This window comes from Symmachiella macrocystis (genome assembly GCF_007860075.1).
Classification (GTDB): domain Bacteria; phylum Planctomycetota; class Planctomycetia; order Planctomycetales; family Planctomycetaceae; genus Symmachiella; species Symmachiella macrocystis.
In genome coordinates this window covers 211,393-237,569 of record NZ_SJPP01000002.1, presented here as the reverse complement: position 1 = coordinate 237,569, position 26,177 = coordinate 211,393, and the positions used below count along the sequence as shown (strand labels likewise).

At 55.9% G+C, this 26,177-nt stretch carries 23 protein-coding genes; 16 read left to right on the top strand and 7 right to left on the bottom strand.

Going from position 1 to position 26,177, the window contains the following annotated elements:
- Nucleotides 1-591 precede the first annotated feature (591 nt).
- Both CA54_RS18980 and hisD read right to left on the bottom strand, forming a co-directional pair.
- Nucleotides 592-1,041, bottom strand: coding sequence for an MgtC/SapB family protein (locus CA54_RS18980; protein ID WP_197532612.1), 450 nt, complete (start codon nucleotides 1,039-1,041; stop codon nucleotides 592-594).
- 214 nt (nucleotides 1,042-1,255) lie between these two features.
- Nucleotides 1,256-2,641, bottom strand: a complete 1,386-nt coding sequence (hisD, locus tag CA54_RS18970; RefSeq protein WP_146372580.1) for a histidinol dehydrogenase — start codon at nucleotides 2,639-2,641, stop codon at nucleotides 1,256-1,258.
- A 245-nt stretch (nucleotides 2,642-2,886) separates the two neighbouring features.
- Between hisD and CA54_RS18965 the strand changes: the two genes are divergently transcribed.
- A complete protein-coding gene (locus tag CA54_RS18965; protein ID WP_146372579.1) occupies nucleotides 2,887-3,972 on the top strand; it encodes a threonine aldolase family protein in 1,086 nt (361 codons plus the stop codon).
- A gap of 47 nt (nucleotides 3,973-4,019) precedes the next feature.
- Here the strand turns inward: CA54_RS18965 and CA54_RS18960 are convergent, their stop codons facing one another.
- A complete protein-coding gene (locus CA54_RS18960) occupies nucleotides 4,020-5,423 on the bottom strand; it encodes a hypothetical protein (RefSeq protein ID WP_146372578.1) in 1,404 nt (467 codons plus the stop codon).
- 174 nt (nucleotides 5,424-5,597) lie between these two features.
- Between CA54_RS18960 and larE the strand changes: the two genes are divergently transcribed.
- Entirely contained in the window at nucleotides 5,598-6,455 is an 858-nt protein-coding gene (larE, locus tag CA54_RS18955) for an ATP-dependent sacrificial sulfur transferase LarE (protein ID WP_146372577.1), read from the top strand.
- Between the two features lie 134 nt (nucleotides 6,456-6,589).
- On the opposite strand, the gene CA54_RS18950 is transcribed toward larE, so the two are convergent.
- Nucleotides 6,590-7,144: a hypothetical protein gene (locus CA54_RS18950; protein ID WP_146372576.1), complete on the bottom strand. Its 555-nt coding sequence runs from the start codon at nucleotides 7,142-7,144 to the stop codon at nucleotides 6,590-6,592.
- Nucleotides 7,145-7,501: 357 nt separating this feature from the next.
- Here CA54_RS18950 and CA54_RS18945 point away from each other — a divergent pair, with 357 nt between their 5' ends.
- Nucleotides 7,502-8,164 (top strand): hypothetical protein, encoded by a 663-nt coding sequence (locus CA54_RS18945; protein ID WP_146372575.1) that lies wholly within the window; start codon nucleotides 7,502-7,504, stop codon nucleotides 8,162-8,164.
- A 121-nt stretch (nucleotides 8,165-8,285) separates the two neighbouring features.
- Nucleotides 8,286-9,080: a class I SAM-dependent methyltransferase gene (locus CA54_RS18940; protein ID WP_146372574.1), complete on the top strand. Its 795-nt coding sequence runs from the start codon at nucleotides 8,286-8,288 to the stop codon at nucleotides 9,078-9,080.
- Between the two features lie 78 nt (nucleotides 9,081-9,158).
- Here the strand turns inward: CA54_RS18940 and CA54_RS18935 are convergent, their stop codons facing one another.
- The gene (locus CA54_RS18935; RefSeq protein ID WP_146372573.1) at nucleotides 9,159-10,556 is read right to left on the bottom strand and encodes a hypothetical protein; all 1,398 of its coding nucleotides are present in this window, start codon (nucleotides 10,554-10,556) and stop codon (nucleotides 9,159-9,161) included.
- On the opposite strand from CA54_RS18935, the gene CA54_RS29470 reads away from it, so the two are divergent.
- The 5 genes from CA54_RS29470 to CA54_RS18915 all read left to right on the top strand — a co-directional run bounded on the left by CA54_RS29470 (nucleotide 10,534) and on the right by CA54_RS18915 (nucleotide 16,408).
- Nucleotides 10,534-10,710, top strand: a complete 177-nt coding sequence (locus CA54_RS29470; protein WP_197532611.1) for a hypothetical protein — start codon at nucleotides 10,534-10,536, stop codon at nucleotides 10,708-10,710. The genes CA54_RS18935 and CA54_RS29470 overlap by 23 nt on opposite strands.
- A gap of 278 nt (nucleotides 10,711-10,988) precedes the next feature.
- Complete coding sequence (locus CA54_RS18930; protein ID WP_146372572.1) at nucleotides 10,989-12,335, top strand: glycosyltransferase; 1,347 nt, start codon at nucleotides 10,989-10,991, stop codon at nucleotides 12,333-12,335.
- Between the two features lie 23 nt (nucleotides 12,336-12,358).
- Nucleotides 12,359-13,354, top strand: coding sequence for a glycosyltransferase family 2 protein (locus CA54_RS18925; RefSeq protein WP_197532610.1), 996 nt, complete (start codon nucleotides 12,359-12,361; stop codon nucleotides 13,352-13,354).
- A gap of 304 nt (nucleotides 13,355-13,658) precedes the next feature.
- Nucleotides 13,659-15,155: a hypothetical protein gene (locus CA54_RS18920; RefSeq protein ID WP_197532609.1), complete on the top strand. Its 1,497-nt coding sequence runs from the start codon at nucleotides 13,659-13,661 to the stop codon at nucleotides 15,153-15,155.
- A gap of 464 nt (nucleotides 15,156-15,619) precedes the next feature.
- Entirely contained in the window at nucleotides 15,620-16,408 is a 789-nt protein-coding gene (locus CA54_RS18915; RefSeq protein WP_146372569.1) for a TIGR01457 family HAD-type hydrolase, read from the top strand.
- Between the two features lie 14 nt (nucleotides 16,409-16,422).
- Here the strand turns inward: CA54_RS18915 and CA54_RS18910 are convergent, their stop codons facing one another.
- Nucleotides 16,423-17,412: a Gfo/Idh/MocA family protein gene (locus tag CA54_RS18910; protein WP_146372568.1), complete on the bottom strand. Its 990-nt coding sequence runs from the start codon at nucleotides 17,410-17,412 to the stop codon at nucleotides 16,423-16,425.
- 331 nt (nucleotides 17,413-17,743) lie between these two features.
- Here CA54_RS18910 and CA54_RS18905 point away from each other — a divergent pair, with 331 nt between their 5' ends.
- From CA54_RS18905 to CA54_RS18895, 3 genes are all read left to right on the top strand, one after another.
- Entirely contained in the window at nucleotides 17,744-18,325 is a 582-nt protein-coding gene (locus tag CA54_RS18905) for an NADPH-dependent FMN reductase (RefSeq protein WP_146372567.1), read from the top strand.
- A 118-nt stretch (nucleotides 18,326-18,443) separates the two neighbouring features.
- Nucleotides 18,444-19,463, top strand: a complete 1,020-nt coding sequence (gene nadA / locus CA54_RS18900) for a quinolinate synthase NadA (protein WP_146372566.1) — start codon at nucleotides 18,444-18,446, stop codon at nucleotides 19,461-19,463.
- The gene (locus CA54_RS18895) at nucleotides 19,463-19,837 is read left to right on the top strand and encodes a hypothetical protein (protein WP_146372565.1); all 375 of its coding nucleotides are present in this window, start codon (nucleotides 19,463-19,465) and stop codon (nucleotides 19,835-19,837) included. The genes nadA and CA54_RS18895 overlap by 1 nt, the downstream gene beginning before the upstream one ends.
- Nucleotides 19,838-20,027: 190 nt before the next feature.
- Here CA54_RS18895 and CA54_RS18890 read toward each other — a convergent pair whose 3' ends face one another.
- Nucleotides 20,028-21,821, bottom strand: coding sequence for an aspartate kinase (locus CA54_RS18890; protein WP_146372564.1), 1,794 nt, complete (start codon nucleotides 21,819-21,821; stop codon nucleotides 20,028-20,030).
- Nucleotides 21,822-22,042: 221 nt separating this feature from the next.
- On the opposite strand from CA54_RS18890, the gene CA54_RS18885 reads away from it, so the two are divergent.
- The 4 genes from CA54_RS18885 to CA54_RS18870 all read left to right on the top strand — a co-directional run bounded on the left by CA54_RS18885 (nucleotide 22,043) and on the right by CA54_RS18870 (nucleotide 25,797).
- Nucleotides 22,043-22,744, top strand: a complete 702-nt coding sequence (locus CA54_RS18885) for an NAD(P)-dependent oxidoreductase (RefSeq protein WP_146372563.1) — start codon at nucleotides 22,043-22,045, stop codon at nucleotides 22,742-22,744.
- A gap of 172 nt (nucleotides 22,745-22,916) precedes the next feature.
- Entirely contained in the window at nucleotides 22,917-24,029 is a 1,113-nt protein-coding gene (locus CA54_RS18880) for a hypothetical protein (protein WP_146372562.1), read from the top strand.
- A 118-nt stretch (nucleotides 24,030-24,147) separates the two neighbouring features.
- Entirely contained in the window at nucleotides 24,148-25,182 is a 1,035-nt protein-coding gene (locus tag CA54_RS18875; RefSeq protein WP_146372561.1) for a ThuA domain-containing protein, read from the top strand.
- Nucleotides 25,183-25,353: 171 nt separating this feature from the next.
- Nucleotides 25,354-25,797 (top strand): hypothetical protein, encoded by a 444-nt coding sequence (locus CA54_RS18870; RefSeq protein WP_146372560.1) that lies wholly within the window; start codon nucleotides 25,354-25,356, stop codon nucleotides 25,795-25,797.
- The last annotated feature ends 380 nt before the right edge of the window (nucleotides 25,798-26,177 follow it).

Here is a 26,177-nt window from a genome sequence, read left to right as displayed (position 1 = left end):
TAGGAAAAACTGTGCCAATCGGAACGTTAGACACCGAGCGGTCCCTCTAAGTGGCCATTCTGCATGGACTTTTGCTTTTTTTTTCTTTTGAGTCACCTGTTGACTCACTTTTCGGCATGTTCAATTTGATCGTCATTTCCTTAGCAAATCGTAAAGGCTTCTTGACGCTGTTTTGGGAGGAGTGCAGCCAATGATCGATTGATCAAAGCGAACCGGTTTGGTTGGACGATGAGTTCGAAAGTGCTCGCAAGAGGAGCCATCGTCAGGCTTAGCGCTTCGATGGCTATCGGGGCAGAGACCTGCGGTGAAGAGCAGGCTTTCAGCTACGGTGCCGGTTTTGTTCGAAAATTCACGGCACCCAAACGCGCAGCTTCAGCCATTCATTCCTAGGTGTTGGGGAATCACGTCAATTAACGTGCGTCTCCCAGACCGGCGATACAGGCGATCGTCGCCTCCGACTTGAGAGGTCCATGTTTCGCTGTCGGTTGCGCGGAACCTGACGCAAACAGTTCAACCTTAGGAGTCTTTAGAGGGGAGACTTTTCGTGGAGTCAGTGATGTCGGTGCGATGCTCCAGATAGCCGACCCCGACCTATATGATGGTCGCAAAACCGGTGGCGACGAGTGCCAGTAGATAGTCCCCCAATCCACAGGCGATCCCCACCGCACCCACGACCAACACGGTAGCGGCTGTCGTCAGCCCGCGGATGGATTTCCCCGCCTGGATAATCGACCCCGCGCCCAGAAATCCCAGTCCACCAACGATTCCAGCAATCACGCGAGTAGGATCGACGCGGGTGGCTCCCTCAGTATCGGCCAATCGCTCTTGCAGGTTCCAGGCGGCCATCGTGAAGATAGCCGTCCCCAGCCCCACCAACATCTGCGTCCGCAACCCCGCCGCCTTCCCCTGTGTTTCACGCTCAAATCCCAAGACGGCTGCACACAACACCGCCACCAGCGGCTGCAAGATGATGTCGGTGTTGTAATTTATGAATTTCAGTATGATGATTGTCTGTAGGGCGGATTTTATTTGCGCTTGCAAAGTTCCACTAATTTGTCCGGGCGTTTAGGGCCATTCAGTTCTTCAAGCAACTCACTGGGGAAATCACGAAAAGGATTCCCCCACCATTTGCGAGTTTTCCGATTCCAAATGCGCCAACCGACGCCTGGAATCGCTTTGCAGACATAGCGGAATTTTGGTTTTCCCATGATGTTGGTTTTACCAGGATATTATTCGCGGTAAGCGGGAGAATGCCCTACTCTTCTCCAACCCGTACCGACACACTTGCCCCGTGCGCTGTCAGCCCTTCCTTGTCCGCCATGCGGCAAATATCCCCCGCATCCCCTCGCAAGCTTGCTTCGTCGTAACGGATAATCGACGAGCGTTTCAAAAAATCATTCGCGCACAATCCATTGGCAAAACGTGCGGTGCCGCCGGTCGGCAGGACGTGGGACGGGCCGGCGACGTAATCGCCGGCGGCGACCGGGGTGTAGTGCCCCAGGAAAATCGCACCGGCGTTTTGCAGTTTGTCCAGCAGCGATTCCGGGTTGGCGGTGGAGACATGCAGGTGCTCCGGCGCGAGCAAGTCCGAGAGCCGGCACGCTTCGTCCGTGTCGCGAGCTAGGATCAGTGCGCCATAATCTTCCAAACTGGTCCGGGCCAAGTCCCCCCGTTCCAGTTGCGCGAGTTGTGCTATCAATTCCGTCCGCACCGCATCCATCAACGGCCGATGCCAGGTGATCATCACGCCGCTTCCGGGCGAATGTTCGGCTTGAGAAATCAAATCGCTGGCGACAAAATCGGCCCGCGCCGTTTCGTCGGCCAACACCACAACTTCACTCGGTCCGGCGATGCTATCGATGTCGACGTCGCCGAAGACATGCTGCTTAGCCAGGGCGACGAACAGATTGCCCGGCCCTACGATTTTGTCGACCTGGGGAATTCCTTCGACCCCATAGGCGAGCGCCGCCACACCCTGTGCTCCGCCAACACGGATGACTTCCGTAATGCCCAACTCATGGCAGGCGGCCAAAATGTCGACGTTGTATCCGCCAAAATCAGTCGGAGGGACAATCACAGCGATCTCCTGAACACCCGCCGCCTGCGCGGGGACAGCGGTCATCAACAGTGTCGACGGATAGGCCGCCGCTCCACCCGGAATACAGACTCCAATCCGTCGCAACGGCAAATATCGCTGACCAAGCACCACCCGCCCTGCTCCGCTGGCACGTTCGATGCTGACGTCTTGGTTAAGAATCGCCTGTTGGAATTCCAAGACGTTGTCGCGAATCCGGCGAATTGTGGCCAGATACTCTTCATCGGCGGCGGCATGGGCGTCAGCCAGTTCCTCGGCCGTCACCCGCATCGTGTCAACATCCAGTTCGCGGCGGTCCAGTTTTGCGGTATAGTCCAGCACCGCCGGCAAACCTTGCTCGCGGACGTCGCCGCAGATCTTCTCGACGACCTGCTGCGGCGTGAGCGGAGCGCCAAACAGGTCGATCGTCCGCTGTCGCCCCGCTGCGGAGACGATATCGCCCTGCGGGCTGAGTTTGCGGCGCAACTCCGATAATGCCGTAATCGGGTCCTCGCTGTGGCAATTGATGGTTTGAATATTGAGTGTTTGGGAGCTGGAATCGGTCATTACCGGGTGCCGTTTTGTGGGAATATGCTCGGAAAAGAATCTTCGTCTCGCATCCTATACAGTGGGCTGGTGATGGTAAAGTTCGCCGAACGCTCTCCGGCGATCGGACCAGCCGTGATTGATCAACGCTCGCCGGGTGACTAAAGTATCATTATCGCTTGAGCCAACAGGCAAAAGGCGAGCGGCACGCAATCGCCTGCCGGTAAGGTCTCCCAACTAATCAGCCAACCAGGATAGTGAGCAAAATGCCCGACGCAATCATCGAAATGCGTAGCGACACCATGACCAAACCGACCCCCGCCATGCGCGAAGCGATCGCCAATGCGGAGGTGGGGGACGATATGTCGGGTGAGGATCCGACCGTCAACCGACTGGAGGCCATGATTGCTGAGCGGTTGGGCAAGGAAGCGGCCGTGTTTGCTTGTTCGGGAACGCAATCGAATCAAATGGGTGTCCGCGTGCATTGTCGTCCGGGAGACGAATTGCTGATCGAGGCCTGGGGACATATCGCCAGTTATGAAGCGGGGGGACCGGCGGCGCTGAGCGGTGTGACCTGTCGGCCGATTATCGGACGCCGCGGTTTGTTAGAGGTGTCTGATCTGGAAGGACAGATCCACAACGACGATCAACACCTTTGCCCCACGCGACTGGTCTGCGTCGAAAACACCGCCAATCGCGGTGGTGGCGTCGTGTATTCATTGGGGGCCATGCAACAAATCGGTGCCTGGGCGCATGAAAATGGATTGAAGGTCCACATGGACGGCGCACGGCTATTCAACGCCGTCGTGGCGGGCGGCTACACGGCACAGGAAATCTGCGAGCCGGTCGATACGATCTCCGTCTGTTTCTCCAAAGGTCTGGGCTGTCCGATGGGATCGGCGCTGATTGGATCCGAAGAGGAAATCCGTGTCGCCCGCCGTGCCCGCAAGTTATTTGGCGGTGCGATGCGCCAAAGCGGCATCGTGGCTGCTGCGGCAATTTATGCATTGGAAAACAACGTCGACCGCATGCAGGAGGACCACGACAACGCCCGCGCATTCGCCGAAGCATTGTCACAGATCGAAGGCATCGAGATTGAAATGCCCGAAACGAACCTCGTGTTCTTCGACGTCGAGGAAGGATATGGTTCCGCCTTCGCTTTATCGTCACGGCTGCGAGAATTGGGCGTGAACATCAATCCCACCGGGCCGCAGTCATTGCGGGCATGTACACATTTGGACCTCACGCGCGAGCAGTCGCTCCGCGCAGCAGAGTTGATCGGCGATAGCCTCAGCAAAGGTCTAGCCGACGTCGCCGAATCCATCACCGGCGGCCCCTACGCCAGCCGGTGAGGTGATCGGGCCAAACGAACAACGTCCCGGGACGATGTTCTTGCACTTTACGACAACAGTTTCTCGCTATTGCCCCGTAACAATTCATCCACCCCCGGCTCGCAAAATGCGACGCCGACTTCGTAACCGCCGTTTGGGTATTCTGCGGCTGTGGGGATATACCACGGTCCGCCGTCACCGTAGGCGGCTGTGGCGACGAAACGGTTGGGGGCGAGGCTTTGTGCGTGGAGTTGGTATTCGATAAAACACTCCGCCGGTAAATGCAGCAGTGCGATGTCGTTGACGTGCAGCGAACTGAGCACGATGGGAATCTGTTTCTCAACCCGACGCAACCAAGTCAGCATGTACGACGGCCGGTTGCGGCCGACGACCGCGTTATCGCGATTACTGATTTCTGCGACGAGATCCTCTTGTGACAGACTAGCGCGGGGTGTTGGCAGAATATCTTGCGTGTGCCACGACGCTTGTTGGATCGGCTGCGGTTTGAGCGACTCTTCGGATTTGACGATGCCGTCATACATACGCTCGGTCAGGATCGGCCGCACTTCGTGGGAACCATCGTTGTATTTCCCGGCAGCAATGTTGCCGGCGCACCCGGTGAAGTAGATGTGTGTGCAATCGGGCTGTTCGGCTTGGCGTTTTTTTCGAGCCAAACCGGCGAAATCACTACTCACGCGGCCATCGCCGTAATAACTCATGGGGTGCGTCGCATAGTAATGGCAGGACACCACTTTTTCGTCGCCATCATAATACGCGACCGTCTTCAGCCACGGATCAATCAATCCTTCGGGCAAGGCCCGCAATTCTTCATTCGTGCAGCTGCTGCCCCGCATGGCTTTGATTTTGCCGTTTTCATCGCGAAACACACGTCGATTCGAAGCGACTTTATCCACCTTGGCTTGTCCGTGCGCAACGTGCGTTACCGGCCGAGCGGATTTCATTGCCTCCTGGACCGCTCCCCGACCCCGCTTCAAACAGTCCTCGAAATAATCCAGCTCCACAATGTGCGGCAGGTCCCCCTGCTCCAAAATCAGCTTCTCCGCATCGAGACAGGCAAAAGGCGCGTTGTGTTGATGCACACATTGCACCGCGACTCGTTCGGGTGTCGTCCCGGCTGCCTCGGCTAAGGCCGTCCGCCATTGTACGTGCGCGTCATTCAATAGCCCCGTCCAATCGACGGCGCACAGCACGATCGGTTTCCCCGCACCGGTGAGCACAAATCCAATCGCTTCCAGCGAGTCGTCAACCGCCTCAACCGGTTTGATCCACCCTCCGCACAGCGAATGTCCCATCGGCGGCGTGACATCAAACCGAAAAGGAGCAATCGTCATGTTGCCGCTTTGTTCAGTCGACTCGGCGGCAAGCAGTGCTTCCATGCCGGAGAATAATGGGAGTGCGGATACCGCACCGAGGGATGATTGCAGAAATTGACGGCGATCAGAAGCGGGCATGAGGGCAGGCCTATTGAGATTGAAGGTGGGAGGTATCAAATGTCGTAAAACCATTGTAGACACCACGCAATGGCAGCGGCAACGTTCATTGCCAGTCGAGCCGCGCTCGTTATAATGGAAGGTGCATAGATCTTGGTTTCCGCCAGCATGGCGCCCTGTTGAAATGAACGCGTAATGTCCGATTCCCTCCCCGTCCAATTGGTTGAAAAGCGTGATGCCTTGCTCGGCATTATGTCCGGCTATGGGCGCGTGGCGGTCGCATTTTCAGCCGGAATCGACAGCACGGTGGTCGCCAAGGCAGCACAACTGGCCTGTGGAGATCGCGCGGTCGCAGTGACCGCCGATAGTCCCAGTCTAGCCGGCGGGGAATTGGAAGAGGCCAAACGCTTGGCGGCGCTCATCGGAATTCGCCACCGAATTGTGCGGACCGAGGAATTTGAAAACAGCGACTACCTCAAAAACGCCTCGAACCGCTGTTACTTCTGTAAAACCGAGCTGTACACACAGTTGGAAGGACTGGCGGCCCAGTTGGACGTTGATGTGATTGTCAATGGCGCCAACCTCGATGATCGCGGCGATCATCGCCCCGGCATGCAAGCGGCCAGTGAACACGATGTCCGAAGTCCGTTGATTGAAGCTCAGTTCACCAAAGCTGAAGTACGCGTGTTGGCCGCCGATTGGGAGTTACCCATCTGGGACAAACCGGCCAGCCCTTGCCTCTCTAGCCGCATTGCCTATGGATTAGAAGTCACTCCCCAACGCGTGCGGCGCGTGGATGATGCAGAACGCTTCCTGCGTGAGTCGTTGGACCTACGCGAGTTACGAGTGCGTCACGAACCGAATGACCTAGCCCGGATCGAAGTCCCCGTTACAGCGCTTGCGCGTTTTGCGAACGATGACATCCGCGACAAAATCACAACGCACTTCAAATCATTGGGGTTCAAGTTCATCACGCTCGACTTAGAAGGCTTCCGCTCCGGCAGCATGAACAGCGTCTTGCCGCTCGAGAGCCTAACCATGGCCGCCAAGTGACCGATGCAACCGGCAAGCAATAATGCCAATCAGCAACCGCATCGCCCATAAGGCGAGTTCCCCAAAAGGCAGCGACCAACGGAAGCGGCCCATGCACCTCGAGCGGAAGCTCGCACCAAGCCCCCCTGCGGCGGCTAGAGTTCGTACATGCGGAAGTGGCCGAAGACGACTTCTTCAAAGACAGGTTTTCGGAAGAGGCCATTGAGCTTATTGCGGATTTTGCCGCGCAACGATTGGGTCATGGCGTCATTCAGTTCGCCGACGGTCGCCCCGCGGGCAATCTCGGTCATCGCCGCCTTGATGCGGTTTTGATAGCCGGCTAAACGACGTTCGAAATGAATGACTTCATCTTTCGTACCGCGCATGATCCCTGAGACTTCGAACTCCACCACGCGTATGCCTTCACTGTCGGGAGTGGTCTTCGCGCGTTCCGCAGAACCACTGACCGAGGAAAACTCGCCGAGGTACACCTCTGTTGGTTCTTTAGATTTTGCTGCTTGAGCAGATTGGACAGTCTCCTCGGGAGCATGATGTTCGCCGTTGACCGGGTGGCTGAACCACACAATCAGCCCCGCCACGGGAGCGAAGACCAGACTGAGCGAGCCAACAATCTTGACTATATCCCAGATGGTTTGGCGACGACTGTTGGCCGTCACACGCGAACGAATGAGTGCTTGAAGTCTTTGCATAAGTGAGTCGCTAAATCAGTCGGCGCAAGTGGGACAATGACGGTACTGACGGACAAATGCCCACGTCGAACGACGTAAAACCGGGCGCACAATAAAACATAGCTCACGTCTGAGCCCGGTTTGGGGCCACATTCGCCGGATTTCTTCATTTTGCAACGATTTTATGGGGACAAAACATTCTTGTGACTCCAGAAGTCGCGATTTTTCCGGACCAAGGCGATCCCGATAATTTTTGCCCGCATTGATGAAAAATGCGAGGTATAATAGGGGGATTGTGTCGCCCGGGTGAATTTCCGCCGCCGCGATTTCCTACTCTCAATCGACCCGAACCCAGTGATTCCCTTCGGAGAGAACGTCATGGCCCAAATCAACTCAATATTTGCTCTCGCGTTTCTCGGCTGTGTGGTAGCCCTCCCCCTGGGAACGCTGTCGAATGTCGCTCACGCCCAAGACAACGACATTTTCGTGCCGCCGGCCGAAGCGGTTACTACTCCCCAGTTGACCGAAGCGGAGATTCGGCATGAATTGGACAAATGGAACGATCTGGAGATCACGCAACGCAAAGACAAGGCACGGCAGTTGATCGCCAAATATCCCAATACCCGGACCGCTCGTCTGGTACAACGCTATCTAGAAGAACTTGAACTCTACGACCAAGCGGCTCAAACGCAGCGTGACGTTGCTGCGGCGCGTGCGGCCCGCGTTCGAGAGTTCTGGCGGCAACGCATCGACGCGGAATTGTCGATGGTCCCCAACTATCAAACACTGCCTTTGGTGCGCCTGACCAATAAAGCTGATCAGGCCGTCCTGTTCCAACTTCGCGGCTATGGCATGGGCTGGACGCGTCCTCGGTTACTGTTGGCTGGGGCTTCTGAAACAGTGAATTATCCGGTGGAATATCGCCGAATCACGACCGCAGGCACCACGACCTACATGCTACATCCGGGAAATGAGTTCGTCTTCCGCCAATCCAAGCCGGACGAGATGCCGCGACTTTATGAAGCTGCGGCAGCGCAATGACCCCATCGGCCTGCCGTGTGGAATCGTCGCATTTTGTCGTTGCCTGATGAATACCGCCCCCTGAGACCGATATGGTCTTTGTGGGGCAATGTTGGCAATGTATTGAGATGGGGTTTGCAGCATGATCACGGATGATCTCTTGCGCAAAGGAACGGCGCAACACAGCCAGGGGCAACTGGTGGAGGCGACGCAGTCGTTTCGCGCCGTCTTGCGAATCAATCCCACTCATCCGGCAGCGACACGATCACTGCTGAGCATCGCCAAGCAACTCCGCCAACCGGCCTCCCAGCCGACGGCTGGTGTGGACCAGCAAATTGATCAAGAACGTCGCAAATATGAGCAGGTGTGGCAGTGCGACGACTACCGCCGATTTTCGCCCGGTTTGCAGGGCGCGCAGCTGGTCGATCTCATCGGTTATTTCCGCCAGCACCAAGTGCGGACAATCCTAGATGCCGGTTGCGGTTCTGGGCAGCTGATGCAACAAATCATGACCGAATTCCCCGAGGAATTCGATCTGCATGGGTTTGACATCTCCGCGAATTGTCTCGACCCATTTTTTGACGCGATCCGCGACGAAATTCTCACCGTCGGCTGTCTGTGGAATTTGGCAGAATTCGGGGAGATCTACGACGGCGTGATCTGCACCGACGTCATGGAGCACATCCCCACACATCAAGTCCCTGCTTGTTTGGAGAACCTTCGTCAGTGCACGGCGAAGGCCGCCTATTTAGGCATTGCTCTGTTTCCCGACGGTTACGGGCAAAAGATCCTCGGCGAACCTTTGCATCTGACCGTCAAAGAGCCGCAGTGGTGGATTTCGGCGATTCGGAACGCAGGATTCACCGTCACGAAGGCCTTGGTGGAAAACGGCCCCAATGAGAATCCCATGTGGCTGCATGCACTGCTGACGGTTTGAATCGTGATGTCCCGAGCAACCATGCTCGGAACGTAGCCCTACGGTTTCAGCGGCGATTCTGCGCGATACTCGTAGCCGTTAGGCTACTTGGTTGTGCGCCGCCGTACTAGGCCGTTCGTAGCCGAAAGTGCGGCAGTAGTCGTCGCATGTGCTCCAAACACGATTCACGAATGCGACCAATTCCGGTCGGCGCTCCAGCAAATGCCGCTCTGCCGGGCCATCGGCCAACGGCACGCTTTCGCCGGCAGGTCCGGGAATTTCAACGCCCAGTGTTTCAGGCAGCCGTTGCAAGCCGCCGGGGGTTGCTAACTCTTCGTAGCGGATAAGAATGTGCGGTCGCTGTGAGATTTCCATCAAGGCCGCTGCCGAGGTCCGTGTGCGGTGTTCGACAAACGAGCCATCAATCGGAATTCCCATCCGCAGCGCCACATCAACGTGCGACAATACGACATCGCGAATGTCGCGTACGCACAAAACTAGGTTCCGAGGCGGATAGGTTTCGAGCAACTGTTGCCAGCCCTCCAAACGTGTTGTTCGCAATCCCCATTGAGGAATGGCAGCTAGTTTCGGCAAGACCTGCACGTCGAAGAACTCTTGAAAGGTTAGGTACTTTTTTCGGGTCCAGTCTTGCTCATCAATTTCAATACCACACTTGCGCAGTTGTGTGTGAACGTGCCGGGCCCATTCGTGGCCCAGAATGGCCGGTTCGTCGAGGATGATGCGTTGATTGGGAATCGTCATCAGTTCGGCGATTTCGCGGGTTCCACAGCCGATCAAACCGAAGAGGGTGAAGTCCATTCCGTAGTCGACTTCTTGGGGCGCAGTCCCCTCAGTCGCCCCGTGTTTGATTCGAAATTTCGTGAGCACTCGTTTCGCCACGGCATTCTGCTCCGACTCGTTGCCGTCGATCCGGTGTAGTGAAATCGGATGTGGGATCTTCACACAGCGGCCTTGTTCCCAGATCCGCAGGAATTGATCAAATTCGTGGCCCTCCGATAGCGACTCATCATGCAGAAACTGCTGAGCGACGCTCGTTTTCAGCATGTGCCCGGACTGCAGCGACGCTTCCGGGCGGTAGGTCAGCAGTTCCGCAAAGGAATCGGTGTGGTCGATCTGCGGCTCGCGTTTGATCGCTTCGCTACTTCCCTCTTGGAACGTGTACAACTGGCCCCAAATGGCATCGTAGTCGTCGAGAAACGGTTTGATGTCGCCCAGCGCATTAGCGGCGAGCAGGTCTTTGGCATCGATGCACAGGACCCAGTCCGCACCGCGCGATGCGGCGGCTCCCACGGCAAGATTTCTAGCCTGGGACACACTCATCGTGCCGTTGTGATCGTCGATCCGCAGTGCGATCAGGTTTGCGAAGCCGCCATTATTGGTTTGGTAGGCGCGTTTGATCGACTCGGTGCATTGGACGTAAGCAGCTTCTTGTCCGCTGGCAACGAACGTCACAATGGCAACTGTGGATTTGGGCATGATCGCTCCGGCTTGGCGATGTTTGGCTAGTGACGATGTGCTGATCGGACGAAATTGTGCGGCAGCGGGATTTGAGATACCCGCAGCGGAGCCACACGACCCGCGCAATCGTTACAACCCGTATCGACCGTCTCCCGCTTGGGGCATGAAGTAATTCGCCAGGTTCAGTGGACCAAAACAATTCGGTTGGAAACGGCCTGTGTCAATTGAGTGTTCCACGATGTCCTGAGCCCCCTATACAACTCAAGCGGTCTTGCGAAAAAACAGCGATATTGATAGGTTACGCGCGGATCGCATCTCAGAATCGGGGGTCTTCCGGTCGGGCGGGATCCACACGTTCGTCGTTCCTGTTAGTGCAGCCAGTTTCGCGTTCATGGATGATCTCGAATCACTTTGTCAAGGACCGGTCGCCGGACCGGACAATACAGCGGTATGCGGTTTTTGGTTCTCGCCTATTCCTATCCCCCCACCGTCAATCCACGGGCCGTTCGTTGGGGTGCCATTGCTCAGCGCTGGGCGGCAATGGGGCATCACGTCGACGTAATCAGCGGGTGGGCGCCGGGACAACCGCGTGAAGAATGCCACAATCAACTCCATATTCGCCGCGTCGGGGGGAACCTCACCGAACGCATGAGAGGACTGCTGCGTCCGGGCGGTGCGATTGCTTCACCGAAAACGGATCGCCGGTCCAGCGAAACACAACACGTCGGACGCCATTCATTAAAAAAAATAGCGCGTGCCTGTCACGATGCGACTTGGAAGAAACTGTACTGGCCCGATTCCAATTGCCTATGGCAGACGCCGGCGGTTAAGACGGCGGGCCGGTTGCTCGAGGAACATCGCTACGATGCCGTCGTTTCGGTGTCGATTCCGTTTACGTCGCACTTAGTTGCTCACCGTCTGCGTTCGCAGATGCGCAACGCAACCTGGCTGGTCGATGTCGGCGACCCGTTTTCCTTCATGGATCAGTGCACCCCGAACAATACGGCGCTGTACCGAGGAAAAAACACAGCCTGGGAGCATCGCATCTTTCGTGGCTCGTCGGCGGTCTCAGTGACTAGCGACGAGACAGCGGACCGATATCGTGATCTTTTCCCGGATTGTGCTGACAAAATTCATGTCATCCCGCCACTGGCGACGCAGCCGTGTGGCCCTGTGAATCGCCAATTGCAATCCGAACCCCTCAAACTGGTTTACACTGGTACGTTGTACCGCGACATTCGTAACCCCAGATTTTTATTCGAACTGTTTGGGGAAATGCTCAAAACAATACCGCGGCGGGGATTGGAATTGCATCTGTACGGGCTTGTCAATGATTGCAGCGATATCGTCGCCACGTATCAACGCAAATTCGGCAGCGCACTGCGAGTTCACGGAACCGTGCCGCCTGCGGCGGCGCAACAGGCCGTCGCGAATGCCGATGTCCTCATCAATTTGGGGAATTCCACCAGCTATCAGTTGCCCAGTAAAATTGTCGACTATGCGGCGACAGGAAAACCGATTCTCAATTTAACGACGATCGACCACGACAGCTCCGCCGCATTTTTGTGTACTCATCCGGCAACGATGACGGTCCGCCACAATGACTTCTTGGACCAAGAAAGAATCATCCGTGATGTCGTCGGATTTATAGCCGCGCCTCCCACTGTCGATGCGGCTACGTTATTTCAATGGATGAGTCCCTTCACAGTCGAAAACATCGCAGACCGATATCTGCAATTGGTCGTTCCTACGGAAACGGTTCAAGATCCCACAACGATCTGGCGAAATGCCGCATGAAAACTTCGATGGAATCAAAGCCAGTGAATAGCATTAAGATAGCGGAGTCCACCACCAAGGAACCGCGTAGCACGCAGACACCAACATTTTCTGTGATGACTCCTGTCTACAACGGCGAGGCGTTTATCCATCGCTGTTATGGAGTACTCCGAGAGCAAACGTTTACGGATTGGGAATGGGTCGTGGTGGACGACGGCTCCACAGACGGGACCGCCGAGATTGTTCGGTTGATCGACGATGATCGGATTCGCCTCATCAGTTATCCGGAAAACCAAGGTCGCGGTTATGCGCGGACCGAAGCGCTCAAAGCCTGCCGTGGTGATTGGGTTGTTTTGTGGGACGCCGACGACATTTACTTTCCGGACCGCTTGGAACGGATCGAAGCGGCCCGTAAGCAAGATTACGATTATTATTGTTCATATGCCGTCGTTGTCGACAACACATTGCGGATCAAAGGCGTGCGAGGATTCTTACCGGCATCGGGCATTCTGCCGCGATTCTTCGTGCATTCCACATTGGCCTGTCCGGTCGAGTTGGCCCGGGAGATTGGTTATGACATCTTTCGCGAGAAAGGTGGGCCGGGAGAGGATTTTCGGATCGTGATGACCTTGGGCGGCCATTACAACGGTTTTTATGACAACGATGCTTCGGCCGTGTATCAAGAGGACCGCGAAGTCAATTTGCAGAAATCTATTGATACTAACAAAGCCCAGAAGCGGGCATTACGGATGCTGTACCACGAAGGAATCCTGCCGCAACGTCCCTGGGGTTTATTCGCCCTCATGGTACGGCGGTCGATAAAAATCACAATTTTGCACCTCATGCGAATCGCCCCCGGGTTGTATCTGCGGACGGTCAAGCTTCGAGCCTACGGCGATACCGCACCCGGTTTTCAGCTTTCCCAACAACGGCGGGAATTCATCGACTGGGTCCATCGCACCGACTTTTCAGAGTCGATTCAGCAACCGCAGGCCTGTCCGCTCGTGTTTCCAACAACGCCACTGCGCAAAGCGAATTAGCTGTTGAGTGGGGCGTTCTCCGCGTGGAGGACAACGTTTTGGTCAAGCGACTTCTTGAAATGTCAGGTCGCTGAGGCCCGTTCACCCGTCCGGCTCGCTCAAGGGAACTGGCAAAATCAAAATTGCCAGCCTCTACACTTCTTGACAACAGTGCTGCCAAAGTGCACGCTATAAGTTGGGCGTTGTCTTGGGATGAGGCTAGGGGGCGCGGAACTCGTTTTGAATCGCGCTCGAATTGCCAAATTCCAGACTTTTTTTCAGGCGGAGAATGGCCACAGTGACTTCATTGCGGAAGGGTAACACGATGTCGGCCCGGGATATGCGGTTGGGACTGATGGGGGTGATTGTCGCCGGTCTAGCCATGGCTGGTGCCGTCGGCTGCGGGGGCATAGGTGGCGACCCGGTACCGGTTGCCGGCGCCGTCTCGCTGAACGACACTCCGTTACCATTTGCCCGTATCATTTTTCATCCTCAACAAGTGGGAGGGCGAACGGTCGCTGCGGTCACCGATCTCCGCGGCCGCTATGATATTCGCGACGGCGACCGTTTGGGACTGCCGCCGGGGCCGTATGTGATCACAGTCGATTACTATGTCAGTGGCAACGATTCTCCCCAACGCCCTGAGCCGACGGTCAGTTTTAGTGGGGAGGGTTTGAAGCAACTCCTGCCGGAGAAGTACAGCGACGAAGCGCAGTCAGAACTCTCCGCACTGGTCTTGCCGCCCGATGCAGAAACCGAAGCAGGAAATGTATTCATCTTTCCTTTGACGGGGGACACTGTTCCGTTGCCATCCGGTGCTGAACGATTCCCTGGCCCACAACCTGGCCCGATAGGCGACGGTTCTTCGGATCCGGCCCCTTCGCCTCAACAGATGCCAAGTACTTTTCCGATCGCCAACCTTTTAGTCTACGTTGGTGGTGGTTTGATTTTTCTCGCGGTCGTAGGGGGGATGTTGTTCCTCTTCAAACGGCAAAGTAGTGGTCCCGCAATGGGAGACGGCTCAGCTTACCAGTATGACGGAGAAGCGGAAGGCGATAGCAGTGCCGCAGAGATGCAGCAACCAGCTCGTGCGGCGCCGCGGCGGAAGAAGAAACGTAAGAAAAAGAAGGTCCGCAAAAAAGGCGAGGCGGATGCAGGTGATATCGGCGCGCCGACTCTCGAAACGTCGGCCGATGAACCGGAACCGGAATTCTCTGGAAGCCCGTTTCCCGTTTTGGATGAAGGTATGGACGACGACGATGTCGCCGCCGCATTTTTGGCGGCGGATGACGAGACGGTTCCCGCCCCTAAAAAAACCGGCGAAGCGGATGTCGTTAAGTGGATGTTGAGTGTTGGCGGCTTTGTCAAAATTCAAACGGCTGGCAAAAAAGTACTCAACGTCAAATCACTCGAGGCATTACCCGACGAAAAATTCCAAATCCAGGGAGCGTTCTTCGAAGGGGTCGAGGATTTTGGCGACGAGGAATTGGCGAAGATCAAGAAGCTGCCGCACCTCGACACGTTGGATTTAATTTCCACCAACATCAGTGATGCAGGCTTGGCCGCGTTGGAAAAACTCCCCAGCATTCGAACCTTGGCCTTGTCACGCACGTCGATTACCGATGACGGTCTGGAACATTTGACCGCGCTGCCCAATCTTCGGGTGTTGTTGCTCTACCGTACGCACATCACGGATGCGGGGAATGAGCACCTCAAAAAGCTCACCAAACTCAAGACGATCGAGTTGAAGAAAACCGAGCTGACCGAAGCGGGCGTTCAAGAACTGCAAGAACAGTTGCCCGACTGCAAAGTCATCGCGTAGCCACGTCACCTGAGTTACAGATTGACCGCAGCGCATAATTTCGCGCCCAGCGCAGCGTAAATCAATTGCCGCCTGCGATTGGTTGAGAAACCGGTCCCGATCAGATTCCGCCCAGGCTTCATGAATTCCTGTTCGACGGTTCATCCACTCTTCAAATGCCCCGGGTATTATTCGGGCGGCGATTGGTGCGTGACGAACTCTCTCTTCATTCTCCCTTGGCAACCCGCTTAGCCGAATATCGGGTCAACCTCCTTGGGAATGCCGCTAGGCGCGGCATCACCAAGCCGATGCGTGGGAGGTGCATTTTGCGTTAATGCTTTAAGCCTTTTTGTGTTAATGGGTTATGGCATTGTGTCGGCGGGCGGTTCGGTTTGGCACATCAATTGCACTCTCTTAAAGACTGGACGGCCATCGCTCGCAGTTTGCGGCCTCAGGCCAAAACAAAACATGAGAAAGACCTAGTTATGAACCACGGATTTTTGATCGACATGGATGGTGTGATTTATCGGGGCAGCGAATTGATTCCGGGCGCGGATGAGTTCATATCGAAGCTGAGACGGGAAGATATTCCCTTTCTGTTTCTCACCAACAACAGCCAACGAACCCGACGCGACGTCGCCACAAAATTGCGGCGGATGGGGATCAATGTAGAAGAAGAGCACGTATTCACTTGTGCGATGGCGACGGCCCGCTTTTTAGCACGGCAAAAACCGTGCGGCACTGCCTATGTCATTGGCGAAGGGGGGCTGACCCAAGCCCTGCATACCAATGGCTACTCAATCGTCGACCACGATCCCGATTATGTCGTCGTCGGCGAGGGGCGTTCTTTCAACTTTGAAATGATTGAAACCGCTGTCCGAATGATTCTGAACGGCGCAAAATTGGTTGCGACCAACATGGATCCGAATTGCCCGACCCAACACGGACTTCGACCAGGCTGTGGAGCCATTGTGGCCATGCTAGAAACCGCAACCGGTCAGAAGGCATTCAGCGTCGGAAAACCAAGCCCAATTATGATGCGTCACGCGCGCAAAGAATTGGGTTTAGCAACGTCCGAGGTCACCATGATTGGCGACACCATGGAAACCGATATCCTGGGTGGCGTTGAGATGGGTTACAACACCGTGCTGGTCCTCTCCGGAGGCACTTGTCGAGACGATCTGGTCAATTTCGCTTACCAACCGGGACGAGTCGTTGATTCGATCGCCGACCTTTGCGAAGCACTCGAATTAGTCGCCGGATCCGCTGCGTGAAAATCGCACACGCTTCAAACCTGTTCCCATGCCCCTGCTTTGCCTGCCCGCACAATTGCCTCGATGACGCGCATGTTGGCAACCGCATCTTCAATCGGGGTGGGAACGGGAGTGTTGCCCAGTATTGCTTCTGAGAATAGATCCCCCTGGATGCGGTATTGATCGCAGATGTCAAACGATATCTCCTCAATTCCGGCGGCCGTCTCGTGCCAAATTTTGCACGGGCGGTCTGGCGGGGCGTTGAAGGGAATTTCAATCTCGACGCGGCCGGTCGTGCCAAAAATATTCACCCGCTGGTAGGGAGTGAGCTGCGTCCCGCAGGTGAACGTACTTGTCCCAACACCGAAATCCATCGTTGCTGAGGCAAGGCGATCGATCTTGAACTGCGGATCATATTCGACTGCGCCGCTGACAGACTCCGGTTCGGAGTCGAAAATGAATCGGGACAACGATATCGGATAACACCCAATGTCCATCAATCCGCCGCCGCCCCAATCGGCGTGGTTGCGATAATTTTCGGGGTCGCTCAAAAAGTAAGAGAAGAATGATTGAATCGTCCGCAGTTCGCCAATGCCGCCCTCTTTGACCAATTTTTTGGCCCTCACCCATTGGGGATGGTGGCGGTACATGAAGGCCTCCATCAACTTGAGTTGCGGATGTGCCTTGCCCGCATCGACCAGTTGCTGGCCCTCAGCGGATGTCAGTCCGATCGGTTTTTCACAGAGCACATGCTTGCCAGCTTCGAGCGCTTTGATCGACCAGGGGACGTGCAGATGATTGGGGAGCGGATTATAAACCGCATCGATGTCAGGGTCCGCCAGTAGGTCCTCATAAGACCCATAACTTTTGGCGATTCCCAACTGCTCAGCAGCAGCCCGCGACTTTTCCGCCGTCCGCGAGGCAATGCCCGTAATTTCGCACAGGTCGCTTTGTTGCATGGCGGGGATGACTTTGACGGTCGCGATTTTGGCGACGCCCAGAACGCCCCAACGGATTTTGCTCATCGTGGTAGATTCCTTCGTGCGGTTTTTATCTTTTCCCGTGACGGTGGCCTGCTATGCTATGTTCTCGAGCGGTCACTCTCAACCATTAGCATCCTCTCGCAGTCTTTGGCTGCAATAACAGAAAAAATATAACCACGAAAGAAACGAAAGACACGAAAAAGAACCGAAGTATTTGCTTCCAAATCTTTTTGCTGGGAGTTCTACTGCAGCGTCGCTAAGCATTGTCAATTTCTCTGCATTGTTTTCGTGGTTTTCGTTTCTTTTGTGGTTAATCTTCTTACCCAAACCCAAAAATGCTTCCCGCTACGTTTTCATTGAATTCGAGGAACCCATGTCCACACCTAAAATCTTGGCATTTGCCGGCAGTACACGCACTGATTCATTCAACAAAAAACTGATCCACGTCGCCGCCAATGCCGCCCGCGCCGCCGGGGCTGAGGTGACGGTGATTGACCTGCGAGATTTGGAATTGCCGCTCTACGATCAAGATGACGAAGAGGCTCACGGATTGCCGCCGGGGGCGCTGCGCCTCAAGGAGTTAATGGCGACCCACGACGGGCTGCTGATTTCTTCACCGGAATACAACAGTTCGCTCTCAGCGGTGCTGAAAAATGCTATCGATTGGGCGTCCCGCAAGGCGACTCCCGACGAACCGGCGCTGAGTTCGTTTACAGGAAAGGTCGCCGGAATCATGAGTGCTTCGCCCGGTGGTTTGGGGGGCTTGCGAGGACTTGTTCACCTGCGGTCCATACTGTCCAACATAAAAGTGCTCGTCCTGCCGCAACAAATGGCGATTTCCGCAGCACACAAAGCATTTTCTGAGGATGGGTCGTTGAAAGACACGAAGCAACACGAGGCCATCGCCGAGATCGCCGTCCGTCTCGCAGTCGTGTTACAGAAGCTGAACAGCTAGCCGAGTCTCAGTCAAAGGGTGATATTTCTGACGCAGACGCTAATATTTTGGCATCCCTAGGGATATAATCCCCCAGTTGGCCAAAAAACGGTTCTAGACAGATAGAGATTGCGGAGAAATGTCAGAGTTTGCTGAAAATTCGACGTTGAAATTGTCCCCCCTCACGGTGACGGAGCCGGAGGACTACGAGGATCCGTTGGAGTTGATGGACGAAATCGACCGTCTGAAGGTCGAAAAGGATGCCACGATTCTCGCGCATTATTACGTGGATGGCGAAATCCAAGATGTGGCCGATTTCAATGGCGACAGCCTGAAACTGGCCCGGGATGCGACGCAAGTGTCGACCTCGACGATCGTGTTTTGCGGTGTGCACTTCATGGCCGAATCAGCCAAAATTCTCAATCCGGAAAAGACGGTCCTGCTGCCTGATCTCTTGGCTGGCTGTTCCCTCGCTGAAAGTTGCCCAGCCGAAAAGTTGGCCGCCTACCAAGCGGACTTGCGTGCCAAAGGGCACGACTTTGAGACCGTCTCGTACATCAACACCTCAGCCGCTGTTAAAAGCTTGTCGGATTGGATCGTCACCAGCGGCAATGCTCGCGAAATCATCGATCGCGTTCCGACGGACAAGGAAATCCTGTTTGTCCCCGACCAGCATCTGGGACGATACCTGTCTGAGGTCACCGGCCGTGATATGATCCTTTGGCCCGGCAGTTGCATGGTGCATGAAATCTTCAGCATCCAGGACATGCGGCGGGTGAAGAAAAATAATCCCGGCAGCCAAGTGATCGCCCATCCGGAATGCCCTAAGTCGATTTTGGATGAGAGTGACTTCATCGGCGGCACGGAAAAAATGCGGCGACATGTGATGGAGGTCACCAAACCGACAACGTATCTCGTCGCGACCGAATCGGCAATGATCCATCCCTTGGAGAAGGCCGCGCCGCAACACACTTTTTTACCGGTCCCGGGCGTCATGGAATCGACCGGGGAGACCTGTGCCTGTAACCGCTGCCCACACATGGCTCGCAATACTCTGCAAAAATTGCGGGACTGCCTCAAAACCGGCCAACCGGAAATCGAGTGGCAGCCGTATTTTGAAAAAGCACAGGAAGTCCTCACGCGGAGTTTGTTGCAGTAATGCCTGACGACTCCGCCCCCGCCCCCACTGCCCTACTCCTCAGCGGCGACCTGTTTTTTACTAGCAAGATCACCGGCACTGCCCAGGCCGTGGGCCTACATATGGATGTACGGGCGTCGATTCCCGAAGAAATCCCCGGCCCCGCTGCCGGCGGGTATCGGCTGGTGATTATCGATCTCGCCCAACCGTCGATCGTGCCGGCGGAGGTCATCGCTCGTTTGTCCGCAACGGACCGCCCGTACGTGATCGCCTACGGTTCGCACGTGGCAACAGCCAAACTCCAAGCGGCGCGTGATGCCGGTTGCAATGAAGTATTGCCTCGCAGTCGCTTTTCGTCGGAGTTGGCAGAGATTTTAAAGCAAGCTACTATCTAATCGACCATCACCTTTCAGGGTGGCCGCGATAGCTTCGCTATCGGGGCGGGCGAAGCCAGCAGGAAGCCGCTGCTTTCGCTCTGCACAATAGGTGATACTTCATCGGCAGGGACGGCTGACATTGCTGCCTTTTGTGCCTGACGGCACACCGATTACTGCGTAATCGCTGCCACCCTCGTCGGGGGTAACATCATCCCTCCAACCCAAACGCCTCCAGCACCGCGCGATGCGCCGCTTCGCCGCTCTCCAGGTCGATCACCGTGCTGATGCGGACTTCGCTGGTATTGATCAATTGCACGTTGATATTGGCCGCCGCTAGCGCGTGGAACATTCGTTCTCCCACGCCCGTATGGCTACGCAGACCGATGCCGGTGACCGTCAATTTTGCGATGTGATCCTGAGAATTCAGCTCCGCCGTTGGCCATTTCTCAGCCACTGCACGAGTAACGTCTAAGCTGGTTTGCAACTGCGCTTTGGGGACTGTGAAGGAAAGATGCGCCAACCCGCTGTGGCTGATGTTTTGCACAATCATATCGACCATCACGTCTGCCTTGGCATTGGCGCTGAACAGATCGGCGGCAATGCCGGGGGTGTCCGGGATGTTGCTGATTGTGACCAGCGATTGTTCGCGATCCAGGCGGACATCGCTGACGACGATATCTTCCATCGACGACAATTTGGCGATCACATCGTTTTCCCACTCTTCATTCGTAAACGTCGCGGTCCCTGTTACCGGGGCATGCGCCTGTCCCAGTGGCGGGGTCTGCGCGTGTTCCTTGTGCAATCCAAATCCCGCATGGACCGCATGGACGGCTGCCTCGCATTGATCTCGGCTGACCAGCACGGAAATCTTAATTTCGCTGGTGGTGATCATGCCGATGTTCACCTCCGCATCACACAACGCTTGAAACATCTGGGCTGCCACTCCTGTATGCCGCCGCATACCCGCACCGACGACCGAAACCTTAGAGAGATTCGTGCCGTGCAAGACTTTCCCCGCGCCCAATTCTTCAATGGCGGCCTCAGCGGCGGTCAAAGTTTCGGCGAGGTCATTTTGCGGGACGGTGAAGGAGACCTCGGCCAAACCGCCGTCCCCCACGTCTTGAACGATCATATCGACGGGGATTTTGCGCTCCGACATTTTCTGCAGCACAACCTGCATCACACCGGGACGGTCGGGCAACTTCGACAAACTGACGCGGGCTTCATCGCGCACAAAGGCCACTCCCGTGACCACCGGCAGATGATCCGCCGGTTCAGGAGCAACCAAAGTTCCCTCCGCATCGGAATAGGCGGGACGCACACGGATCGGCACGCGGAATTTGTCGGCGAATTCGATCGACCGCGAGTGCATCACTCCCGCTCCCAAACTGGCCAACTCCAGCATTTCGTCGTAGGAGATGCGGTTGATTTTTTGGGCGGCTTCCACCATCCGCGGGTCGGTGCTGAAGACCCCTTCGACATCGGTATAGATTTCACAGACATCCGCTTGCAACACGGCCGCCAAGGCGACCGCCGTCGTATCGCTGCCGCCACGACCGAGTGTGGTGATGTTGAAGTCCTCATCGGTTCCCTGAAACCCAGCGGCGATCACGATTTTGCCTTCCTTCAGCGCCTGCCGCATTCGATTGGTCGAGATGCTGCGGATGCGGGCTTTGGTGTGCGTCGAATCGGTGACAATCCCGATTTGCCCCCCGGTCAGGCTGATCGCCTCTTCGCCCAACGTCTGCACCGCCATCGCCATCAGCGCGACTGATTCCTGTTCGCCGGTCGAGAGCAACATATCCATTTCCCGCGCCGGCGGCGTCTCGGTAATTTCCGCCGCCAATCCGACCAACTCGTCGGTTTTTTTACCGCGGGCACTGACCACCATCACGACCTGATGCCCCAACCGTTTGGCCTTCACTGCCCGTGCAGCGGCCGCCTTGATTTTATCAGCATCCGCGACGCTGGTTCCCCCAAATTTCTGCACAACTAACAACACGACGTTTCGCTCTCGATAAATAACTAACTCGGGGCGCACTGTCCCCGGGAATACTGAAAAATCAACGATCAGAGAGGATAACAGATGCAATCGGCGGCGTGAAGAAACCGGGCTGGTGGTATGTTGTTTCGTCGTTGCAGGCAGTATCGTAGGGCCCGCTTTATGAGCTATAAAAACAGTAAGGCACGTTGATTTCGCGAACAGGCAGGAATAACGACTCAATGAAAATCTGTATCGTCGGCGCTTCCGGGAAACTCGGCAAATACATGGTGCAGCACGCGCTCGACCGGGGTTACGAGGTTGTGGGCGTCTGTCGCGAAAAGAGCGTCCCCAAGCTCGATGCGTTCCAGGACCAAATCACGATCATGCCCGGTCCAACCAACGACCGCGATTTGATCAAGCGAGCGGTCCAGGGGTGTGACGGTGTCCTCACGGTGCTCGCCCCGTGGGGTGTACACGATTATGCCTCCGGCACGGCTCAAGCGGTGATGGACTACGCGCCGCCGGGGGCGCGGTTGATCTTCTCCTGCGGTTGGCACATCACCCGCGATGGCCAGGATGTCTACTCAACATTGTTCAAAGTGCTTGTGGCAGGTATCAGCTTTATCGTGCGGCTGGCACGATTGGTCGACCTCAACGATCAAGTCGAAGCCTGCCGCCGCATCTTCGCCAGCGACACACGTTGGACCGTCGTCCGCGGTAGCGACCTCGAAGAGGGACCCAGCGAAGGACTCCCCGTCTGGAGCCACCACGTCGGCGATCCGATCCTCAAAAGCAACCTCACCCGCCGCATCGACTTCGCCCTGTTCATGGTCGAAGCGCTGACGAACGATGATTTGATCCACGAAGCTCCAGCGATTGTTGGGTGTAAGACGGCTTCGGCGCTGGAGCATGGGGGGAAGATTGACTCGACTGAGGAATAAGTGACGTCGTGTTATTTGAGTCCCTAGCGGCGCCCATGCTTCATGTCACATTTGCGTTACATTCAAAGATTCTTCCGTTTGTACATCCGATTCATCTTCCCCCAATGATTGGACCGACGATAAATTGAATGTTCCGGAAACTACAATCCACAAGCGTTCATGAGGGGATTCGATGATGATCGGAGATGCCAACGCTCAAACGCGAGCGAAGCGCCGCGGGGCGAAGCGGTTGGTCTTTGCGTTCGCGGGTTTGCTGCTCGCTTCGGCGACCGTGGTTGCTGGGGGCAACGATCAACCACAGGGGCAGCAGGTTACGACGACCGGTGGAGCGACCGAGGAATCAAAAACCGGAGACATCTCCGAAGCGGAAGAACTTCGACGTCTCCGAGAAGGGGTCCGCTTTGAAATGTTGTTCACCGGAGAATGTGGACCGCTGAATCGGATCGGGTCACTCTCCGCACATCGCTTTTGGACACAGGTTCTCCCGCTGAGCGATGCACAAGCCGCCGTGCTCACCAAGCTAGACGATATTGTACAAGAAGGCCGCGACATTTCTGTCCGTGCTGATTCGCAGTACTTTGCCGAGACTGTCGACGCGTATCGGGCATATTTAGCGCGCAGTTCTAAGAGACGTGAAGAGACTCTCTTTCATGCACGCGTTGCGGTGGAGTTGGGGTTGCTTACGAAACAGCAGACCGCTTTCATGACGCAACGCTATCTGTCCAGCGCCAGTTCAAAGGCTTTGTTCCATGCGGTTACGCAAACAAAACTGGGAATGACTGAACCGCAAATACAGGAACTGCGGCAACTGGCAAAGACGTTGCCGATTTACTATCAACGGCCCCGTGGAGAATGGGCGACAATTACCAAGCAGAACGATGCCGCGCTGCTGGATCTGCTCACGCCGCAACAACAGGAGCGGTGGGAGCAACTCACTGCCGAACGCACCTTACCGGCCGAACCGCCCGATTTACCTGCCGTCGATGATTCCAAAGTCGCGGCGATGCGAATGAAAATTCCCGGCGATTCGCCGATCCTTCACTATTTGACGGAAAATCCGCGATCTTCGACCGGCATCTCTCGTTATCAAAAACGGTTGTTGGACGACCTCGTCGAAGTGGCGCGGGACGGCGTCTTTTGGATCAGCCTGGATGAGCCTGCTAGCAATGATAGGCAGACGGCCAAGCGCTATCAGGATTTCATCTCACACTGCGAACAAATCGCTCTGCTTGGTATTCTGACCGAAGGCCAGGCCGCATGGGTGCAAAAGGTTGTGAAGAAATAGACGCGGTGTTTGCTTCTCCTAGCGTGGCTTCCCACACGCATCTTTGCTGTGGGCCGCAATTCACGGTACCCTAGACGCAACCGAACCCACATCACACCCGCACCTATGGACCCCGCATATGCCGATCGCATTCCCGAAAATCACCGCCGCTCTCGCTCTGCTCGTACTCGCCTCCCCTGCTCTGTTCGCTGCGGAGCCGCATCCCAATCGTGTGGTTTGGGAAGGCGATGCCGGGCCGGGTCAGGGGAAGCACATTGTGTTCATTGCCGGCGATCATGAGTATCGCGGCGAAGAGACCTTACCGGCGCTGGCTAGGATTTTGGCCAAAGAGTATGGTTTCAAATGCAGCGTTTGCTTCACGACCGATCCGGCGGACGGCACGATTAAGCCGGGCAGCAATCACATCACCGGACTAGAAGCCCTCAAAACCGCCGATTTGATGGTGCTGTTCACGCGGTTTCAGGCGTTCGATGATGAGCAGATGCAGTACATCGACGACTACCTCGCCAGCGGCAAACCGGTGATCGGTTTACGGACCTCGACGCACGCCTTCAACGGCCTGAAAGGCAAATTCGCCCATTACAACGAAGGCTACGACGGCGAGCAGCAGGAGTGGCAAGGCGGTTTCGGCGAAGCGATCCTCGGCGAACACTGGGTCGGCCACTACGGCCGCAATCATCAACAAAGCTCGCGGTTGTTGGTGGAACCGCGACAACGCAAGCATCCCATTCTGCGGGGCGTGAACAATGTGCACGTGCAGTGCGGCGGCTACAACGCACATCCGCGCGAAGGCAGCACCATCCTCGCCCGCGGACAAATCCTCAACGGCATGCAACCGACTGCTGAGCCGGATGAAACCAAGGAAATCCTGCCCGTCGTCTGGGTCCGCCACTACCAAGCGGACAACCCCAAATCACGCGTCTTCGCTACCACCCACGGCGCTTCGGAAGACATCCTCAACCCCGGCTTCCGCCGCCTACTCATCAACGCCCACCTGTGGTGCTTAGGCCTGGACGAAGCCATCCAACCGGGAAACCCCATCGACTTCGTCGGCCCGTATCACCCGAAGACGTTCAATTTTGATGGACACCGCCAGGGGATGAAGCCGGCGGATCTTGAGGGGTGGGAAGCGGCGATTTTGGGGGCGGAGTAGGGCCGCTGTGTGGACCGGTTGCTTGGGTGCCCAACATGGATTGCGGTCCCTACCCTGCTGGCAAAAGGCAATTTGATCCAAGAAGCCCCGGCGATCGTTGGTTTTAATACATCGCCGGCGCATGCGCCGGAACAATGACCCTATTTGTAGGACGGACTGGGGGAATGTCCCATGTCAAGTTTACCAATCCGAAAGATCACGCTTGCACTGTTGATTGGCCAATTGTTTTGTTGGCTCGTATTTCTCTACACGCTTTACTTTTACGTGCCGGCATACGCGAAGGTGCATGACGACTACGATGCTGTCGCGATCGGAGTTGGCTGGCAGGCTCTCGTCGCGATTTGTGAATGGATTGTGGTTAATACGCCTTCCGACTCCGTGTTTCCGCTGTACCTGTTTCTATTCCTTGTCGCGATAGCAGGAGGGAATCTATACGTTGGCTCGCCATCATACACGGAAAAATGGTGGGTGGTTTGGTCCATTGTGGGCTTCGCAATTCCTTGCTTGTTGTTGGTCTTCGAATTCGTCACGGTGGCCGATCTAATTAGACGAACCGTCGACCGTCATCCCGAGATCCGGGACTACGAAATCTGGTGGATTAACATATTGCTGTAAAGCGCCCCCGCAGGGTGGCCCACAAATAAAAGAGCCGGCCGAACGTCGTTTCCGGGCGCCTTTTTTCGTGTAACAGTCCACTCAATCTCGCGCCGCAAACTACGCCGCTTGTCGCAATCTCGATTAGCACGCGGCTGGTCGCAGCAAGTGAATACTTCCCTTGCCTTTATTCTACGCGAACTGTGGCGGGCCGATTGCCTACACAGCCAATCCCAATTCGCGAAGCGCTCGAATAAAGCCCACGAATTTCAAACGTATCGGAATCGGCTAACTTTGGCCGAATGTAACATTGAAATATTCCTACCGAATATTTGTCCACAATTACCGTTTTTCGCCAACCTTCGCCCGTCTGCCGCGACCTAAAGGTAGTTTCCCGGATT